The sequence below is a fragment of the Paenibacillus sp. FSL R5-0623 genome (assembly GCF_037974265.1).
Lineage (GTDB): Bacteria > Bacillota > Bacilli > Paenibacillales > Paenibacillaceae > Paenibacillus.
Genome location: NZ_CP150233.1, coordinates 979,645 through 996,939, shown reverse-complemented (window position 1 = coordinate 996,939; position 17,295 = coordinate 979,645). Strand labels below are relative to the sequence as shown.

The following is a 17,295-nucleotide window of genomic DNA, read 5'->3' as shown; positions in this document are numbered from 1 at the left end:
GGAGGCGACATGAATGGAATATCGCAAATTAGGAAACAGTGGATTAACCGTCAGTGAGATTTCACTCGGCAACTGGATTACGCATGGAGCGCAAGTCGAGGATGGAATAGCAGAAGCTTGTGTTCAAGCCGCATTGGAGGCAGGTATTACCACATTTGATACCGCAGATGTGTACTCCAATACCAAGGCAGAATCCGTACTGGGACAGGCACTTAAGGATATACGAAGAGAAAGTATTGAACTATGCACCAAAGTCTGTCACCCAACCGGCACAGGTCATAATGACCGCGGACTTTCACGTAAACACATCATGGAAGCCTGCAATGGTTCATTACAACGGTTACAGACGGATTATATTGATGTCTATTACGCTCACCGTTATGATTACAATACTCCGCTGGAAGAGACGTTTCTGGCATTCTCCGATTTGGTGCGTCAGGGCAAAGTTCACTACATTGGTGTAAGTGAATGGAACGCAGATCAGATTGCACGAGGAGCCGCTTTGGCGCGGGAACTTCATGTCCCCTTCATTGCAAGTCAGCCCCAATATTCAATGTTATGGCGCGTGATTGAGCAAGAAGTGATACCTGCAAGCGACCAAGCAGGACTTGGACAGATTACATGGTCACCTCTGGCTCAGGGCATACTATCAGGCAAGTATGCGCCTAACGAAGCATTGCCCACCGGATCACGCGCAGCTGCTGAGGCAGGAGCACCCTTTTTCAATAAACTGGCTGGTCAGTGGTTACGTGAAGATGTTCTTACCGCTGTGCAACAACTTGTTCCACTCGCTAAAGAGATTGGTCTAACTCTTCCTCAACTCGCTGTTGCATGGGTTCTTCAGCATACGTATGTCAGTTCCGTCATAATCGGTGCATCCCGGCCGGAGCAGGTATTGGAAAATGTAAAAGCCTCCGGTGTGAAACTGGACCCTGCGATCATGACTCGTATTGATGAAATATTGAATCCATGGATTGAGCGTTATCCAAGCAAGACGGGATAGTTTCTTTTTTTACTACTCACAACATTCTAAATTGAACTAATCATTTACACGATAACGGAGAGGACAGAAAAAACCTGAAAAAGCGGAGCTAAAAGCTTTCTGCAAGAAAGCTACTTCGGAAGCATACACTTCGCCTTTATCACCAGATTTTCCCCTTGAGAAAAGGGATCGAAAAAATCTGGGGATAACAGCGATTGGAAGGTTGTTCTGTCATCGCAGTGTAAGTGTAAATAACCTTTAGTGCAACTCATATTCCCCCCTCAACAAAGTTCATAAAACGTGATACCACTTCCTGATTCATATCCGTCCGCCATGCCGTGTACAACGGTACGGAGGGCGGATTTTCTTCTAATGGAAGAAAGACTATCCCCTTCCGCTGGAACACATCCACCGAAGAAGGAACAATAGAAATGCCCATGCCCGCCGCAACGAGATTCACAATCGTATACATCTGGATCGCTTCCTGTGTAATTCGAGGGTCTACGCCATGCTCCCTGCAGTAATCCAAAACGAGACGATGGAACGGAGAACCCAGATGCCTTGGGAATAAAATAAAATCTTCATCCGCCAGTTCTCGAATTGAAACTTGAGTCTGAGAAGCCAACGGGTGATGATCTGGCAATACGGCAATCAACGTTTCCATCTGACAGGGGCGGAACGAGACATGACGAGTATCTTCCTTATATCGCAAAAATCCAATATGGATCTGTCCGTCTTCCAGTGCCTGCAATTGTTGGGACGAAGTCATCTCAAGCAGCGTCAATTCAATCTGCGGATACGCAGCGCGAAATTTCCTAAGAACATCCACCATAATGCTCCCCGAAGCCGAATCCACAAAGGCTATGGTTATATGCCCGAAGATGCCCTGATCTGCCTTTTGTGTAAGCTGAATGGATCGTTCGAGCTGGGCCATGATCAGTCTTGCCTGTTCCAGAAATACGGCACCTGCCGGGGTGAGACGAACCATTTTCCTCGTGCGCTCCAACAGCTTCACGCCAAGCTCTTCCTCCAGATTCTGAATTTGCTGGCTCAGCGGTGGTTGCGTCATGTTTAATTTTTCCGCTGCACGGTGGAAATGAAGTTCTTCTGCCACGGTGATAAAGTATCTTAACTTTCGAATATCCATAAGCCGATTGCGCATCCTTCCGTCTACCTTGTTAATTCATTTGTTCCTGAACCCAGATTGCCGACTCAGCCAGCATTGTCATTAATTCATTAAAATCCACAGCAATCTCCCGCAGAGGAGTTTCCCCTGCATCGTGAATCAACATCATTATCTTTCCTGAACTTTGATCCAGTATAGCCGTACTTCCTTCACCAAATCCACCAATCGGGAAAGGCTGGAGGTCAGCTGGCAGCTCGTATTCTTTCTCAACTTCACGGTATACTTCCAAAAAATCAGTATAAGCCCAGCTCAGTTCTTTCACCGAATACAAGGCAGGGTCGCCGAAGTTACATGCACCGAATTCAAGCAAAAGTGCACGATACGCTCCGGGCAGTCTCACATTATGCTTTTGCTCAAAATCCTCAATACTCTCTTGCCTCTCAGGAGTACACCCTTCTCCCATTGTTGTATCGTAAGCCTTCACCAAAAGATCACGAATCGGTTCCAATTCTATTGACGTCATTTGAACTCCCCCTTAAGGTACCTTTCCCCACTGACCAGCCGTTGTGAATTCAATAGTTCTCCTTGAAGCGCAACACCTTACCCAAACAAGAGTCGAGCATTAAAATCAACTTCTTATCTCACCTGTTTACGCAACTCTTGATCCAGCCATTCCAGTGCTGCACGCAGCTTGTCCTGAGGAACTTTCTCATAACGATCACCCGTAGACAGTTCAAAGGCACAGCTGTTTCCACTTGTTTTGTTCAGATATGAAGTCATTCCTATGCCATACTGCTGAGCCATTTGCACCAGAATTGGTTCAACTTCGGCCGCAGCGAGCGCAAAGTGCACATGGAACATATTGGATACCGGCACCTCGGGTAAGGTTTGTATTCCGTGACACGCATTCAGTAGGGAGGCGAGTTCTTGAGCCTGCTCGTAATACAGCTCCATTTTGCCAATCCGTTCATTGAAATAATACTGAGAACTCAGAATATACGGATACAGGCCAATCAGATCTCCGCCGTGCCGACGTTTCCATACTTTCGATTCTTGCATCACATCCGGATCACCCGCCAATATGGCCCCCGCAATACCTCCAATGCCTTTGTAAAAGGAAACATACACCGTATCAAACAGACTGCAAATCTCCGCAGGCGTCTTCTCATAATAAGGAGTGATCTCAAACAGGCGTGCCCCGTCCAGATGCAGCTTAATCCCGCGTTCACGGCAATAGGCCGAGATCGCTTCCAACTCTTCATACGCTGGCAATTGCCCACCAATCTCACGTTGTGGCAGTTCTAACAGCAGACAGGCAATGTCCTGATCAAGCGCTTGTACATCTTCCAAACGAATCAAACGATCCTTGTCCGCAAGTAAAATTGATTCAATCTGATGCAACTCTTTCAGTCCGTCTTCCTCATGGATTTCCAGATGACACAGAGGGTGATAAGCTACTCGTTTTACATCTTTGCGGTCACACCAGATCCGTAATGCAATCTGCTGCGCCATCGTTCCACTTGGGAAAAATACCGCGGATTCCTTCCCAAGAACGTCAGCCATCTGTTGCTGAAAATCTTCAATAATGGGGCCGTTGCCGTAGTGGTCACTGAACAACTCCCCATCAATCTGGTCCAATACGTTCTGAAGTACCTTCACTTGGCGACTGCCATGACCGCCCACAATAAAATCTACCTGATTAAAGGCATCAGCCAATGTTAACGTAGTATCCTCCAAAGTCATTCACTCCTTTATAGTGTTTGTTCATAAACGGACTTTATGAACAACCTCTTATAGTTCTGGTACTGTAATAATCTCAACCAAAGCGCTGAGCGCACTAGATATATGTTCACCACGGGGATACACAAATCCTACTTCCAACCGGCAATAAGGATCGGGCAAAGATAACACCGCGATCTCGCCTCTTAATTCTGCTTTGGTAACCGAAGAACGTGGTAGCAATGATACGCCGAGCCCGGCAGATACCCCATTCAGAATCGTGTCCAGTGTTCCATATTCCATGATGTTAAGCGTGTGGATACCCTGATCTTTCAAAAAGGATTCCGCCTGATCGCGATGAGTGCATCCGATCTCAAAAAACAACATCGGCCTGGACAATAACGTGTACATCTCATGTACTCCAGGTTCAGCGATCAACACCAATTCCTCGTCATACATCTTCATGTAGTTCAGCTCAGGATGATCAATCGGGCCATATATTAAGGCACCATGCAATTCATGTTGAATGACCTTCTGGTTCAGTTCATGGGTCCCACCCGTGACAAGCGAATGCTGTACTTCCGGGTAGCATGAAGTATATTCAGCCAAGAGCGGCGTCAGAAAAGTAGAAGCTGCTGTCTCTATGGCACCCAGACGAAGCATGCCAGCTGGTGGGTTACCCACTTGCGTGGCCTGCTCTGCTTCATGTAATAATTCCAATATTCTATCCGCATACCCAAGCAGGTTCTCGCCCGCTGGTGTGAGCGACATCCCCCGATTGGAACGATGAAATAGCGGTACTTGCAGTTGAGTCTCCAACTGCTTAATTCGTGTGGTTACATTGGACTGCACATAATTGAGTGCGAGTGCAGCTTTACTGATACTACCTTCGCGGGCAACCGCCTGAAATATTTTCAAATCACCTGCATCCATATCCTGATCACCTGCTCATCGTTATATCGGCATTCTGCATCATCCAATTCATGCAAAGTGCTTATCTATTATTTTTAATGATACTGACAATCATTTTTGTTCATTTTACGTGAATCTGCTCCGTCTGTACAATGAGGCTCAGTAGTGAAATCTAGCTAAACAGACAGGAGGAATATTGAACATGAAAGCTATTGTCCATTCAGCACAGAGCGGCCTTGCAGGTCTTCAATATACAGAGGCAATCTCTCGGGCACCAGAAGCCGGGGAAGTGCAGGTTCAATTAAAATCCGCTGGAATCAACCATCGGGATCTATTCATCATGGCAGGACGCGGAACCCAGGACACCCCGCTCATTCCCGGTTCCGATGGGGCAGGTATCATCGTAGCGATTGGCGAAAGCGTAAGCGGGTTCACAATAGGTGATGAAGTCATTATCCATCCTACGCTCGGTTGGGAATTTGCGAATAACGTGCCCATCGTGCCCGATATTGTTGGTAGTCCTACGGATGGAACGCTGGCTCAATATATAACGTTGCCTGCTGAAAATGCCCTCCCTAAGCCAGCACACCTATCCTGGGAGGAAGCAGGTGTGCTGTCCCTTTCAGCCCTGACGGCCTATCGCGCCTTATTCACTCGCGGTGTATTGAAGAAAGCTGAACATGTGCTCATTCCCGGTATTGGCGGTGGTGTAGCGACCTATGCCCTGCTCATGGCGGTTGCGGCTGGTGCCAAGGTGACCGTCACCTCCAGAAGTGAAGCCAAAAGAAATGAAGCTCTGTGTTTGGGTGCCACCCATGCACTGGGTAGTCATGCCGATTGGCGTATGCAGAACGATAAGAAACCTGTGGACATCATCTTGGATAGCATCGGACAAGCCATGTTCCCCAAATATTTTGATATAATCAGACCAGGTGGACGTATCGTAATGTATGGTGCAAGTTCGGGGGATGATCTGACCGTACCCATTCGTTCTATCTTCTTCCCGCAGATCAGTCTGATCGGCACCTCTATGGGCAGCCGTGAGGAGTTTATCCAGATGCTGCAATTCGTGGAGCAACATGACATACATCCTATAATTGATGGCGTATATCCGTTACAAGACGTAGCACAAGCATTCGAACGCATGGAAAAAGGCGAGCAATTTGGTAATCTGGCTATCCTTATGGAGTGACATCTATTTTGGAGATGGGCCTTCATGAATTGTTAAAAATTGATTTACGATAATGGGGTGAATCCATCTGACCCGTCTAGCTAAACGTATACTAATTGTTCTTGTTGCTATTATCATTGTGGCCCAAATTCCTATGATAAAAGAAACCTTAGCTCGCGGAGTTACTACGTTATATGTGAAGATAAAGTATCCCGAACATTCCTTTCAATTCCAAGACTTCAACTACGAGTCTCATTTCGGGAACTATATCATTTCATATACTGATCAAGACGAGCAAGGTATTAGTCTGATGCTTGAGCCCAAATTTTTTCCGGTGCTCATCACGTATGATCCATTGAATCAGCCCATGAAAGACTAGATGTTCACGCTATTCCGCCCAAGCCATAATATAACTCTGGAGGTGAAAGGGTAGGATATGTCTGAGATGTCTGATTTAAATCATAATAACAACAATGAACACCCTGATTTTAACGAAATCAGCGGTGAAGAAAAACTACAGATACTTCGTGATCTGATCGAACTAACCGATAATCACCTTACTCATCAAGTTCTCGCTATTGGAGTAGATACACATGAAGAGGATCTCATCCGTATCGAAGCATGACGAGCTTTAGGCATGGCAGGCTCCTCTGCTCTTCTGGGTGAAATCCTTCATGCTGCCGCGCAACTTGTTCGTGACTCAGAAGAAGATGAGGATGTACAGAATTACGTCTGCAAACGTTCGCTCTACTGCCCGTCACAGAAGCCGAGATCCAATTGGCTCAGGAAGTGCTGGAGGGACATGCCTACATATTAGTCAAAGGAGCGGCCTTTTCTATTCTTGTTGCACATCAACAAGTTAATGGTGCAACATCCGCGTTAGAATCGCTTCTTTAATGAGCGAATATGCAGAGCAATTTATGCGTGCCAAACTACAACGTTCTTATGCAGAAGAATCAGCACCACGTGAACGAACGCAGGAACACAAGATCGAGATCACAGATCCTGCATGTATCCTTATCTGGTTAAATAAAAAATCCTCCATGCTCACGTTGGGAGCATGGAGGATTTTTTATTGATCTGTTAAACTAAACGCCATTGTAGCAAATACAATTCTACGGCGTATGTTTACCCACGTACTGTAAAGTTCCTTGAGGGAACTCATTCCATTCACCGGTTAATGAGAACTGTTGTGAACCTGTATATATCCCGCGTTTTCGGATAAACGTCCCCCCAGCAGGCATGAATTGATCATGTGAAGTTGGATCACCTAACACATCTACAATTCGTCCATCCTTTTTGAGAACCAAAGCAACGACGTTATACTCATTCGGGTTATACAATTCCAATTCATCATTGTAATACTGGGCTGTAGTTATATCGAAAAAGTCGTAAAAAGTATAATTGATGTTTAAATAAGGTAACCCTGGAGTAACATCAAATATGTTTTTTGTTGTCACTTTCATTGTGGATGTCTTTTTCATCCACTGATGAACTTCCAATTGATACCCGGTTGCTTTATGTGACGGATCACCGTCACCTGTGTAATAAAGTTGAACAACACTGCGTCCATTCCCTGCATCTGCATACTGAGAGAAGAATAACTCTGACGTGCCCTGATTTTGCGAGTTTACCTGAACGACCACGGCCCTACCGTCATTCCCTATGATCCAGAATAATAATGCAGATACACTCAAAGGGATCTGGGAAGAATTAATCGTACCCGGTCCTGTAAACGTCGAATCTGGCGTACCGCTATATACTTTAAAACTCGTCTGACCAGGGAACCAATTGGACGTTGTAAGAGTCAGAGGATCTATGACACCGGACTTCGTGTTGATCTGCATGATCCCACCGTTAACCAGAGAAGCAGTACGAACGTTGAAGGTATAATCTACCTGTCCACCTTTTCCATCCTTTGCTGTTATGGTTAAAGGAGCAACTACATTCCCAGTCCCCGGCTTTAGTATGATCTGGCTACCATAAATGCTTGCATTCACTGCTTCGTCTGAGCTATTGCTTATCGTGAATTGCAACGCATCTCCATCGGGGTCACTGAATAGTTGACTCAGGTCAAACGTGCGCTCATTCGTTACATTAGGTGTCAAAACTTGTTCGTAAATGCTACTTACTACCTCAGGGGCCAAGTTAGGGCCAGCAGGCTCGCCTTGTATAGTCACGCCAAAGGATGCTTGTTCGCTACGCCCTTTCAGGTCATATACCGTTAACGTCACTGTCGTATTTCCTTCAGCAACAGGAGCAACAGCTATCTGTGAACCATTGGCAGAGACTGTCGCAATATTGGTATCTGCTGAGGAAGCATCCACCGTTAACGTAGCTGTATCAAAATTCATCAGGTACGATGTCAGCTCAAGATTCAGAGTTGACCAAGGCCATGTTACCGTTTGATCCGGAATTGAACTGATATTTCCAGATTCAAGAACTTCAACATCAATATAGGCTGTCGCCTCTTTTCCATACATATCTTTTGCTTTGATGTTAGCTTGAATTTTACCAACCTGTCTTGGATGAATAATCAGCTTGTTTTCTTGAATATCCACCGCTGCGATCAGGAGATTATTGAAATCAAGTGGTGTATGAAATTCTAATGTATCTCCATCGGGATCATTAAAATATTCCGAGAGATTAATGACCGCACCTTCCTTGCCTACAAACAACGTTTGAGCAGGTAGATTCTGAGTAAGCACCGGAGAAGCATTAGGCTTAGGATTAACCCTTATCTGAAATGCGGTTGAAATGGAACCACCTTTTCCATCCTTTACTGAATAATAGATGATGTATTCTCCAAATTCTAGAGCGGTAAAGCTCAGTACACCCGCTTCCTCCTCGACAATTAAATCAGGATTAGAGGAGTATGCACTGAATGTGAGCAGGTCACCATCCGGATCTGTATAATAATCATTTAAGTCCACCGAGGGGATAGGATCTGTGAGGAAACCGAGATATGCTTCAACCCATCCTGGTGAGTTTCCTACCGGATTATGATTTGGCACTAGTAGAATATCGATGTCAAAGAAATCCTCAGTGATTCCTCCTTTACCGTCATTCACTGTGTAAGATATCGTATACGTCCCATTTTGAAGTGATGTTAACTTCAGTTCACCCGCATTCTCCTCTACTGTTACCCCGTCTGGATTGGATGAAGTCGCTGTATACGTCAAAGGATCACCGTCTGGATCAGAATATATCTCGTTCAATTTCACTACAGGGATGTCATCCCCCAAGTATACCTCTATTTTCGATGGAGCTTCCCCGACAGGCGCACGATTGAGCGGTGGCAGAACAACAACTTTCATATCGAGTTCAATAATTCCCGTACTGCCATCATCTGCAATTTGCCCATCATCCACCTTGATTTTAAGTACAACTTCCCCCGCCTTTTTAGGCGTTAACCTCAATACAGATTCAGCATAGTTCGATTTCACAATTTCTGTGCCCACGATTTCCGGGGCACTGTTCGTTACACTGTATAGCAATTCCGATTCATATTTCTCATCATCCATAACATAGACCATGAGATCCACATCCTTGCTATCTGACTCAGCTATCAATTCCTGATCAGGAATTGGCGATGCAATAGGAGGTCTATTCACGTAGACTTCGAATGTGGATCTCAGCCTTTTACCACGACCATCATTGGAAGTCACCGTTATGGTAGCCGTGCCATCCCCCACGGGAACAATATCTAATTGCGATCCACTAAGGATAACCTTTGCAACGGCAGATTTGGATGAACTGACCGTATAAGTGACCAAGTCACCATCCGGATCAGTCACATAGTTGTTTAGGTTTAACGTTGCTCCCTGTCCATTCTGCGTATACTTGCGACTTTCAAATGGTTTCAGTAGTTCAGGAGCACGATTAGCAACAACAGGAGATGTTTCGCCTCCACTTCCCCCACTCGCTCCCCCTGACGAAGGAGATACCGTATTGGAAGATGCCGTTCCTGTAATTCCACTCACAACTGAAGACGTGACTCCGGCAGCCAAAGAAATATCTGAAACTTTCACATTCCCCGCCACATTAATCTGCGTGAAAGGGTTATTCACTTGAAGCTGCTGAATGGAGCCTGCTGCATTAATGTTGACAGCGCCTGTCCCATCCACATTGAGTTGCTGTAAAGTGACGTTACCGTTAAGTTGCAGAGACTTGGAAGTATTCACATGAACCGTTTCAATGGCTCCTTGTAGCTCCACTTTGCTTGCACCTTCGAGAATATTTAATAACGGGAGATTAGCCGTTTTCTCGATATCAATCATACTGTCTGATCTAACGTTAACTTCTTGAGTACGGGTATTCCCTGTTAGTGCCACATGTACATCGCTTTTATCTACACCCACGGTATTGAGAATGGAATTTTCAAATACAACCGTATTACTATCGCCGCCATAAACGAAGACAGACTGTGCCACATTGATATTTTTGGCATAAAAATCATGCTTCACCTCGGGGGCAATCGTCAGCTTGCTCTTGACTGTAAGTCCCTCCACTGAAACGAAGTCTGCCTTCGTGGTTAGATCCCCATGAATTACAACGTCTCCCCCATCCAATAGCAGATTGCCGCTAAATTCAGCTTCTCCTGGGTCCGCTTCTTGACCACCTGTTCTAATTTCCAACCCGTTAATTTCGGTGAGCGTATGATTTCGACTCTTAAACTGTATTCCAGCCTGAGCCAAAACAGCCTTATTACGATTATTCAGAAGACCTGCCACTTGTTCAGATATCTGATAAATAACTCCGTTGATCTGAATCTGCTTTCCTTCAATGGACTGAATGACAGACAAGCGGGTTTCCGGGAACATGGCCGACAGCAGCATGCCTATGGCTTCGCCCCGAACAAGCCCATGTTTAACATTATTCTCTCCCTGATATTCGCTTAGAAGTTGAGCCTTCTCAGCAGTTCGAATATATGGAGCAGCCCACGTACTCGCTCCTTTCCAGTCTGAAGGAAGGGAATCTCCCTGAACTTCTTGTTTAGCCAAAGCTGTGGCTCTTACCAGAACTGTCACCAGTTCCTGTCCAGTGATCTGGGCCTGTGGACGGAAACGCCCTGTTGCATCTCCTTGCAAAATCCCCGCCTTCTTGACCGCCTGAATGGAAGGCGCTGACCAGCTAGTAGATTTCACATCCGTAAAAGATGTTGTGAATGACTTGTCCAGCGTGAGACCCAGAGCTTGAGCAAGAACAACTGCCAGTTCCTGACGGGTGATTGGATCAGCTGCACGAACGTTTCCATCTGGATCTCCCTTGATGAATCCCATGGATACGGCCCTATTCATAACATCGTTTAACTTACTATTGTCATGATGAGCTGAGGGTATGCCAGACACAGACATAGCCTGTGCCTCTGACTTATCATGTTGTGCAGATACGGGTACAGTGTTGGAAAGAAGCAACGCAATCAAAGCGAGCTGCACAGTCCTTCTTATTTTTGGCATAGAGGTTCTCCTTCATGATGTGGGATATTTCAAAAATTAAGGAATGGAAGGTGAGGATGTGTAGTTACCCAGACCGTTGTAATAGTTCTCTCCTTGTTGGATCCACCGTGCCCCGTCATAATTTGCATCACCATGAACATTACCTGACGTTCTTGTTAAAGATTCCGCAGGCTTCAAGATGGCTGTATCCATAGGTTCTCCATCGCTAATCTGATAGAGTATCAAAGTGATGTCTTGGGGTTGATCAATATCAAAATTAAAGGACATATAATAGATCTCGTTCTCATTAATCGGGAAATCTGTAGAGTCATCGGCAATGACCATCGTTTTATAAGGTGCAATGATAGTTCCAGAAGCAAACGTAATCGGATCGTCTATATCACTACGTTTAATTTCAAAGTGACTGAGTTCAATTGGTTTGGACGTTGGATTATACAGTTCGATCGCCTGAGTATTGCCTTCTCCCCAGACCACCTCGGAAATAAACAGGCCCTTTCCTGCATTCGGGTCCTCCACCTTAACCGTAAATGTCGTCTCAACATCTTTACCAGCGTGATCAGTAGCCTTAACGGTAACGATTGCGGAACCAATAACGTTCTTGAGATCTAAAGTCAATATATCTCCTTGGACACTCACTTCTACCACAGCTGGATCAGAAGATTGTGCTGTATACGTTAGAATGTCGCCATCCATATCTGTGAACACATTAGTCAAATCAACTGTCTTACTCACGGTGCCCAGTTCAACTCCAACAGTTGGCAGTGTTTTCACCACTTCAGGAGCATGGTTGATTGGTGGTTGTGGAATGATGATTGGCGGTAAAGGTGGAAATGGTGGTGGAATTAAGACCGGTTTGACCACATAAATGAATGAAGCCGACACAGTTCCTCCTTTTCCATCTGCAGCTTTCACCGTAACCGTTGTTTGGCCTATAGCAGTGGCCATAATTTTCAATTTTGAACCCTGAATATCCGCAGTAGCGATGTTAGGATCGATCTCCGTAATCTCATAGCTCAGCTCATCCTCATCCGCATCAGCAAATACAGCACCGAGATTAATCTCTTGCATGCCCTCTCCGAGATATACCATCATGTCAGAAATGCTAGACTGAACAACAGGTAGTTGATTCTCGGGAGACGGAGGTACAATAACCGGCGGCTCAGGTTCTGGAGTTGGTGTCGGCGTGGGAGTCGGTGTAGGAGCTGGTGTTGAAGATCCTGAACCAGAATTGGAGTTGCTTGTCCCTGTATTGCTGGAAGGTGTGGTCAGTGGCGGTGCACTGCGAATGATCTGTGAGGTTACGCCGCCCTTTGGAAGAATAACTGTATTCGTTTTCACAGTTGTCGGTAATTGAATAATGGATTTCACACCTTTCAACACAACTTCCTTCCACGTCCCACTTCCAAGAACAGTGACTTTGTCAGTCGTATCTACGGTTACCGCATCGATATCACCATCGATCGTTATAGCACTTACGCCTGGTTTTAATACAACCTTGGACAAGGTATCAGCTTTCAGAGCAACGTGATTTGAAGAGACTGTAACCACACCCGGATAGGAGGTACCGACCAAATTCAATGTCACGTAATTTTGAAGTGTGCCTGCTTGGGTAATCTGGATTTCTGATAAGGCAGACAGGTTACGTGTACGTGCATCATAAGTAATTACTGCGTTCTGCAATGCTTCTTTATTCTCGTCATTCAAAATTCTTTGCATTTCCTGACTGATCACAAAAGGACGTCCATCCATATAGGCAACATCTCCGTCCAATGCAGTCAAAGAAGCTGTTTGTTCACCCGTCTGGAAAACATCTACGAGAACCTTCGCTATATCTTGTCGTTGTACCAGAGCTCTGGATTCAAATTTCCCCTCATTTGAATCCAATAGCCCCAATTTCAACGCAGTATGTACCTGTTCTTTAGCCCAGCCACTCACCGTGGATTCATCTGCAAGCATCTGTTGTTGTCCTCCTTTTGCTCCTTGTGTTCCTGTCACTCTTACCAAAATGGAAGCAAGCTCTTCCCGACGAATCGGATCGTTAGCACGGAAATTGCCTGTTGCATCTCCAGTCATCCATCCCTCATGACGAATTGCTTCAATATAAGGAGTCGCCCAATCTGAATGTTTAAGTTCAGTGTTGGAAGTCTTATCAATCTCTAATTGTGATGCTTTGGCCAGTAACACGGCCATTTCTCTTCGAGTCAAATGCTGTTCTGGGTGAAATGATCCATCTGGATAACCCGAAATTAATCCTTTCTCTACTGCCGCCTTTACGGCCTGAAGAGAGGTCGAGCGAATATCGGTCTGATCTGTAAATACCGACGATATGGAGTCTGTTGATTCTCCAGTTTGCTCTGCTGCGTTGACAAATTGAGTTCCCCACAACATGCCTACTACAAGTGAAGTCAGTAACACTTTCTTCCAATCCTGATTCATATTTGTTCCTCCCAATAAAACTCGTTTTCGGCACATAGCTTATCAAGATTCTCTGAACAATTTCTGAACAAAATAACTAGAAAAAATTCCAGATCAAAGGAGCTTATACAGAAGGAATCCACATTGATTTCGCTTAACATGGGAATACATTGTTCTATATAAATTTCGGGGTTTTGGCATAAGAAAAATATGCAAATAACTAATCAAAAAGTACAAATAATATAAACCAATATTATATGTGTTCATCCAAAATAACTTAAATTGGTTAAAGATATTCTTTTTCTGAAAAAGCGTGTTACTATCTCAAAAATCGTTATAATAAAAGGAACTTGGTGAGATTTGTAAGTTAATGCAATCATTCAACTTAGCTATTGGAGGAGAATTATGGAAACGGAAGCTTTACGCAACGTGGAACAACTAGCCCTGAAGAAACACAAGATTTACAAACAAAGTTTAATCAGGTACCTCGCACGCTCCATGCTGGCCAGTATGTTTATCGGATTCGGCGTCATCGTGGCGTTTAAGACAGGTAACTTCTTTTATATGGAGCAGTCCCCATTTACCTATCCGATGGCGGCAATTACATTTGGCGCGGCCATCATTCTGATCGCCTATGGCGGGGGTGATCTGTTCACGGGCAACACGTTTTATTACACGTATGCGGCGCTGCGTAAGAAACTGCGCTGGTTCGAAGTGATCAAACTGTGGATTGCGAGTTATAGTGGTAACCTGATGGGTGCAGCCGTGTTTGCCTTGTTAATCTACCTGACCGGATTGTTCGACTCGTCTCAGGTGAATGGTTTTCTGTTAAGCGTGGTGGAGCATAAGATGGAAGTTCCAACCATGCAGCTCTTTTTCCGGGGAATCCTGTGTAACTGGCTTGTATGTATGGCGTTTTTTGTCCCGATGTTCATGAAGGAGAATGGCGCCAAAATGTTTGCCATGATGCTCTTTGTGTTCTGCTTCTTCATCTCGGGATATGAGCACAGCATCGCCAATATGTGTACGTTCGCGATTGCACTTGTCCTGAATCACCCGGGGACGATCTCATTTGAAGGTGTGCTTCACAACCTGATTCCCGTGACCTTGGGTAATCTGGTGGGTGGTGTGCTGCTGATGGGCTTCATGTATTATGCGGTGAACAAACCGTTTCTGGATGAAGAGACACATTAATCTTTGGCGAAAAAAGATCCCCTTACAGCCCGGTCATTCGACCGTGGCTGATCGGTAAGGAGAATCCAAAACACCCCGGCAACCTTCCCATCTCAGGGAGAAGATTGCCGGGGTGTTTCTATTGGATCTCCAAATGCAACAGCGGAAATGGATTACCGGAACTATCCAATTCAGATCGCCCCATCTGTACAAATCCCATCTTTTCATAGAATCGGGCTGCCCCAGTATTCTGCTCATTAACATCCACCATGAGGTGACGGCCTTTGATTTTGAAGGTATGGTTTATTAGCAGACGTCCCACACCCTGTCCGTGTTGGCTCGGATCTACAAATAACATCTCGATAAAGTTATCATCCACACCAATAAAACCCACGGGTTGTTGCTCCGTATTCAGCACTTCCCAAACCTCGACTTGCCTTTGTTGCAACACATCACTCACCACTTTTTTGTAGAACTGAATGTGATGCTCTTCCAAAAACGTATGGGTTGCCCGCACAGCACTCTCCCAGATTCCAACCAACTTGTCATGATCCTGTTCCCGATATGTAGCGACTAACATGACCGACGTATGCTCCTTCTCTATTAAAAGTAAAAGGTTATGTAAAAGCCCGATCCTGGGATCCGACTTGTTTAATACATCAAATTTGAAATAACTCTACGTTTATTTTATCATGTTCATCATTCAATCTATACCCATAATTTCCAATCATGAGTCAACGTTCTCCCCTCGTTTTTGGCTTCCAACGGAAGGTTGCTGCCGATTGGGACGGCAGTATATATCGAAACGAATCTCCATCTATGAGTACATCAAAGGAAACTTCTGCCTCACCCGTGTTAGCTGCAACCAGCACCAACGTTCCATCCGGATTGCGGAAGGTTACGTTCTCGAGCTGGCCCTGTTCTTGCGTGGAATCAACTCTCACAGCTCCCAGACGTACATAACGGCTGATGTGACCCATAGCATAATACTCGACATTTCTCGTGATTTCATCACGCTCCGGGTCAATCGTCACAACCCCACGACAGTTCTCACAGCCGCCGTTCGTGGGTCCACCTTGCGGATCGAGTGCGATGTTCCAGAGCAGCACATTTTTCGCCCAGTTGCGAGGTGCACCAATGATGAGATTGGACATCTGCCAGCTCAGATTCTCGCCAAAATCAGGACTCCACTCCCCACCACTACATTCGGTAAAATAGATATTTTTGTCTGGAAAGCTTTCATGCACTTCCGACATGGCAGATGGATCACCTGCATAACAGTGGAAAGCAGATCCATCGATATAGGCAGCAGCCTGTTCATCACCAATCACCTTGCTGGTATATTCGACCGCCTGATCCCAGTTATGATCATACGCGATGATTCGCGTATCCAGTCCCGCGTCCTGTAGCGCAGGGCCTAGATAATCCCGGATGAACATGGTTTGTTCATCGGCGCCCATACTCATACTCGGATATTTATCCGAGGTGAACTCCGGTTCATTTTGCAACGTGATCCCGTAGATGGGAATGCCCTTTGTCTGATAAGCTTTGATATATTTCACAAAATATCTTGCGTACGCTTCGTATACCTGGGGATCGTTGTAATCCAGATACCAGCCGTTTGTGGTCTTCTCCCCATACTTCATCCAGGCCGGGGCCGTCCACGGGGTGCCCAGCACTTTAAGATCCGGTTTCAAACCAGCTACACGCTCCAGCATATTCACGACTTCCTGATCCTTTTCAATCGAAAAGTGTTCCATGTCATAATCCGTGCCGGACTCGATATCATCATAGGTATAACTCGAAGCCACGCCTGATTCATCTACCGAATAATCGGAGGCACCAATCGTATGACGCACCATATCCATGTTCAGTCCTTCCGTGGAGAACATCTCCTTGAGTAGTTGTTCTTGCTGCTCCTCTGGAAGCTGATTAATCAGATGTGCCGACGAACCCGTCATCGCTGCGCCAAATCCATCCATGGTCTGATACGTCTTGTCCGAGTCAATCTGTATGGTGAACGCCGACGAAGACGTGTCTGACTCCTGCGTTGAAGAAACTGAAGAACTTATGTCTGCATCATGGTGATCGGTAATTGGAATGGGCTTCTGTGGCGTAAGCAGATTTTGCTGATCTCCCGTGGTTAACCAGACTTCGGCCGTTCTCTGCTTATCCACAACCGGTGGCGGAGCGGATTGTTCACTTCGGTTGAAGATAAGCCCGATTCCGATTCCGATACAACAAACAGCTGCGATCAACAGGATCATCCATCGTTTGGGATATTCTCGCCAACCTATGTTTATCATGCTTCACTCTCCTTCCATTGTGGAAAAAGCCG

Annotated in this window: 13 protein-coding genes; 5 read left to right on the top strand and 8 right to left on the bottom strand. The window is 45.5% G+C overall.

Features of this window, described 5'->3' with window-relative positions; translation table 11 throughout:
• The first annotated feature begins 13 nt into the window (after positions 1–13).
• Entirely contained in the window at positions 14–1,003 is a 990-nt protein-coding gene (locus MKY92_RS04545; protein WP_339299368.1) for an aldo/keto reductase family protein, read from the top strand.
• A 247-nt stretch (positions 1,004–1,250) separates the two neighbouring features.
• Here the strand turns inward: MKY92_RS04545 and MKY92_RS04540 are convergent, their stop codons facing one another.
• The 4 genes from MKY92_RS04540 to MKY92_RS04525 form a co-directional block, all read right to left on the bottom strand.
• Positions 1,251–2,129, bottom strand: a complete 879-nt coding sequence (locus MKY92_RS04540) for a LysR family transcriptional regulator (protein ID WP_339299367.1) — start codon at positions 2,127–2,129, stop codon at positions 1,251–1,253.
• A 31-nt stretch (positions 2,130–2,160) separates the two neighbouring features.
• Complete coding sequence (locus tag MKY92_RS04535; RefSeq protein ID WP_339299366.1) at positions 2,161–2,631, bottom strand: SMI1/KNR4 family protein; 471 nt, start codon at positions 2,629–2,631, stop codon at positions 2,161–2,163.
• 113 nt (positions 2,632–2,744) lie between these two features.
• Positions 2,745–3,851, bottom strand: a complete 1,107-nt coding sequence (locus MKY92_RS04530) for a beta-eliminating lyase-related protein (protein ID WP_339299365.1) — start codon at positions 3,849–3,851, stop codon at positions 2,745–2,747.
• A 48-nt stretch (positions 3,852–3,899) separates the two neighbouring features.
• Entirely contained in the window at positions 3,900–4,760 is an 861-nt protein-coding gene (locus MKY92_RS04525; protein ID WP_339299364.1) for a LysR family transcriptional regulator, read from the bottom strand.
• 181 nt (positions 4,761–4,941) lie between these two features.
• On the opposite strand from MKY92_RS04525, the gene MKY92_RS04520 reads away from it, so the two are divergent.
• The 3 genes from MKY92_RS04520 (at position 4,942) to MKY92_RS04510 (ending at position 6,989) form a co-directional block, all read left to right on the top strand.
• Positions 4,942–5,931, top strand: a complete 990-nt coding sequence (locus MKY92_RS04520) for a zinc-binding dehydrogenase (protein WP_339299362.1) — start codon at positions 4,942–4,944, stop codon at positions 5,929–5,931.
• 424 nt (positions 5,932–6,355) lie between these two features.
• On the top strand, positions 6,356–6,535 hold the full coding sequence (locus tag MKY92_RS04515) for a hypothetical protein (protein WP_339299361.1): 180 nt from the start codon (positions 6,356–6,358) through the stop codon (positions 6,533–6,535).
• A 271-nt stretch (positions 6,536–6,806) separates the two neighbouring features.
• Entirely contained in the window at positions 6,807–6,989 is a 183-nt protein-coding gene (locus MKY92_RS04510) for a hypothetical protein (protein WP_339299360.1), read from the top strand.
• Positions 6,990–7,025: 36 nt separating this feature from the next.
• Here MKY92_RS04510 and MKY92_RS04505 read toward each other — a convergent pair whose 3' ends face one another.
• Positions 7,026–11,369 (bottom strand): S-layer homology domain-containing protein, encoded by a 4,344-nt coding sequence (locus MKY92_RS04505; RefSeq protein WP_339299359.1) that lies wholly within the window; start codon positions 11,367–11,369, stop codon positions 7,026–7,028.
• A 36-nt stretch (positions 11,370–11,405) separates the two neighbouring features.
• On the bottom strand, positions 11,406–13,805 hold the full coding sequence (locus tag MKY92_RS04500; protein WP_339299358.1) for an S-layer homology domain-containing protein: 2,400 nt from the start codon (positions 13,803–13,805) through the stop codon (positions 11,406–11,408).
• Positions 13,806–14,189: 384 nt separating this feature from the next.
• Between MKY92_RS04500 and MKY92_RS04495 the strand changes: the two genes are divergently transcribed.
• Positions 14,190–14,978, top strand: coding sequence for a formate/nitrite transporter family protein (locus MKY92_RS04495; protein ID WP_339299357.1), 789 nt, complete (start codon positions 14,190–14,192; stop codon positions 14,976–14,978).
• Positions 14,979–15,096: 118 nt separating this feature from the next.
• Here MKY92_RS04495 and MKY92_RS04490 read toward each other — a convergent pair whose 3' ends face one another.
• Positions 15,097–15,537: an acetyltransferase gene (locus MKY92_RS04490; RefSeq protein WP_339299356.1), complete on the bottom strand. Its 441-nt coding sequence runs from the start codon at positions 15,535–15,537 to the stop codon at positions 15,097–15,099.
• Positions 15,538–15,691: 154 nt separating this feature from the next.
• Positions 15,692–17,263 carry a glycoside hydrolase family 30 beta sandwich domain-containing protein gene (locus tag MKY92_RS04485; protein WP_339299355.1) on the bottom strand — a complete coding sequence of 524 codons (1,572 nt, stop codon included), beginning with the start codon at positions 17,261–17,263 and terminating at the stop codon, positions 15,692–15,694.
• Positions 17,264–17,295: the final 32 nt, after the last annotated feature.

What these genes read in the sequence shown, in the direction of transcription:
- MKY92_RS04545 (WP_339299368.1), top strand. Translation starts at nt 14, where the DNA reads ATGGAATATCGCAAATTAGGAAACAGTGGATTAACCGTCAGTGAGATT.
- MKY92_RS04540 (WP_339299367.1), bottom strand. Translation starts at nt 2,129, where the DNA reads ATGGATATTCGAAAGTTAAGATACTTTATCACCGTGGCAGAAGAACTT.
- MKY92_RS04535 (WP_339299366.1), bottom strand. Translation starts at nt 2,631, where the DNA reads ATGACGTCAATAGAATTGGAACCGATTCGTGATCTTTTGGTGAAGGCT.
- MKY92_RS04530 (WP_339299365.1), bottom strand. Translation starts at nt 3,851, where the DNA reads ATGACTTTGGAGGATACTACGTTAACATTGGCTGATGCCTTTAATCAG.
- MKY92_RS04525 (WP_339299364.1), bottom strand. Translation starts at nt 4,760, where the DNA reads ATGGATGCAGGTGATTTGAAAATATTTCAGGCGGTTGCCCGCGAAGGT.
- MKY92_RS04520 (WP_339299362.1), top strand. Translation starts at nt 4,942, where the DNA reads ATGAAAGCTATTGTCCATTCAGCACAGAGCGGCCTTGCAGGTCTTCAA.
- MKY92_RS04515 (WP_339299361.1), top strand. Translation starts at nt 6,356, where the DNA reads ATGTCTGATTTAAATCATAATAACAACAATGAACACCCTGATTTTAAC.
- MKY92_RS04510 (WP_339299360.1), top strand. Translation starts at nt 6,807, where the DNA reads ATGAGCGAATATGCAGAGCAATTTATGCGTGCCAAACTACAACGTTCT.
- MKY92_RS04505 (WP_339299359.1), bottom strand. Translation starts at nt 11,369, where the DNA reads ATGCCAAAAATAAGAAGGACTGTGCAGCTCGCTTTGATTGCGTTGCTT.
- MKY92_RS04500 (WP_339299358.1), bottom strand. Translation starts at nt 13,805, where the DNA reads ATGAATCAGGATTGGAAGAAAGTGTTACTGACTTCACTTGTAGTAGGC.
- MKY92_RS04495 (WP_339299357.1), top strand. Translation starts at nt 14,190, where the DNA reads ATGGAAACGGAAGCTTTACGCAACGTGGAACAACTAGCCCTGAAGAAA.
- MKY92_RS04490 (WP_339299356.1), bottom strand. Translation starts at nt 15,537, where the DNA reads ATGTTAGTCGCTACATATCGGGAACAGGATCATGACAAGTTGGTTGGA.
- MKY92_RS04485 (WP_339299355.1), bottom strand. Translation starts at nt 17,263, where the DNA reads ATGATAAACATAGGTTGGCGAGAATATCCCAAACGATGGATGATCCTG.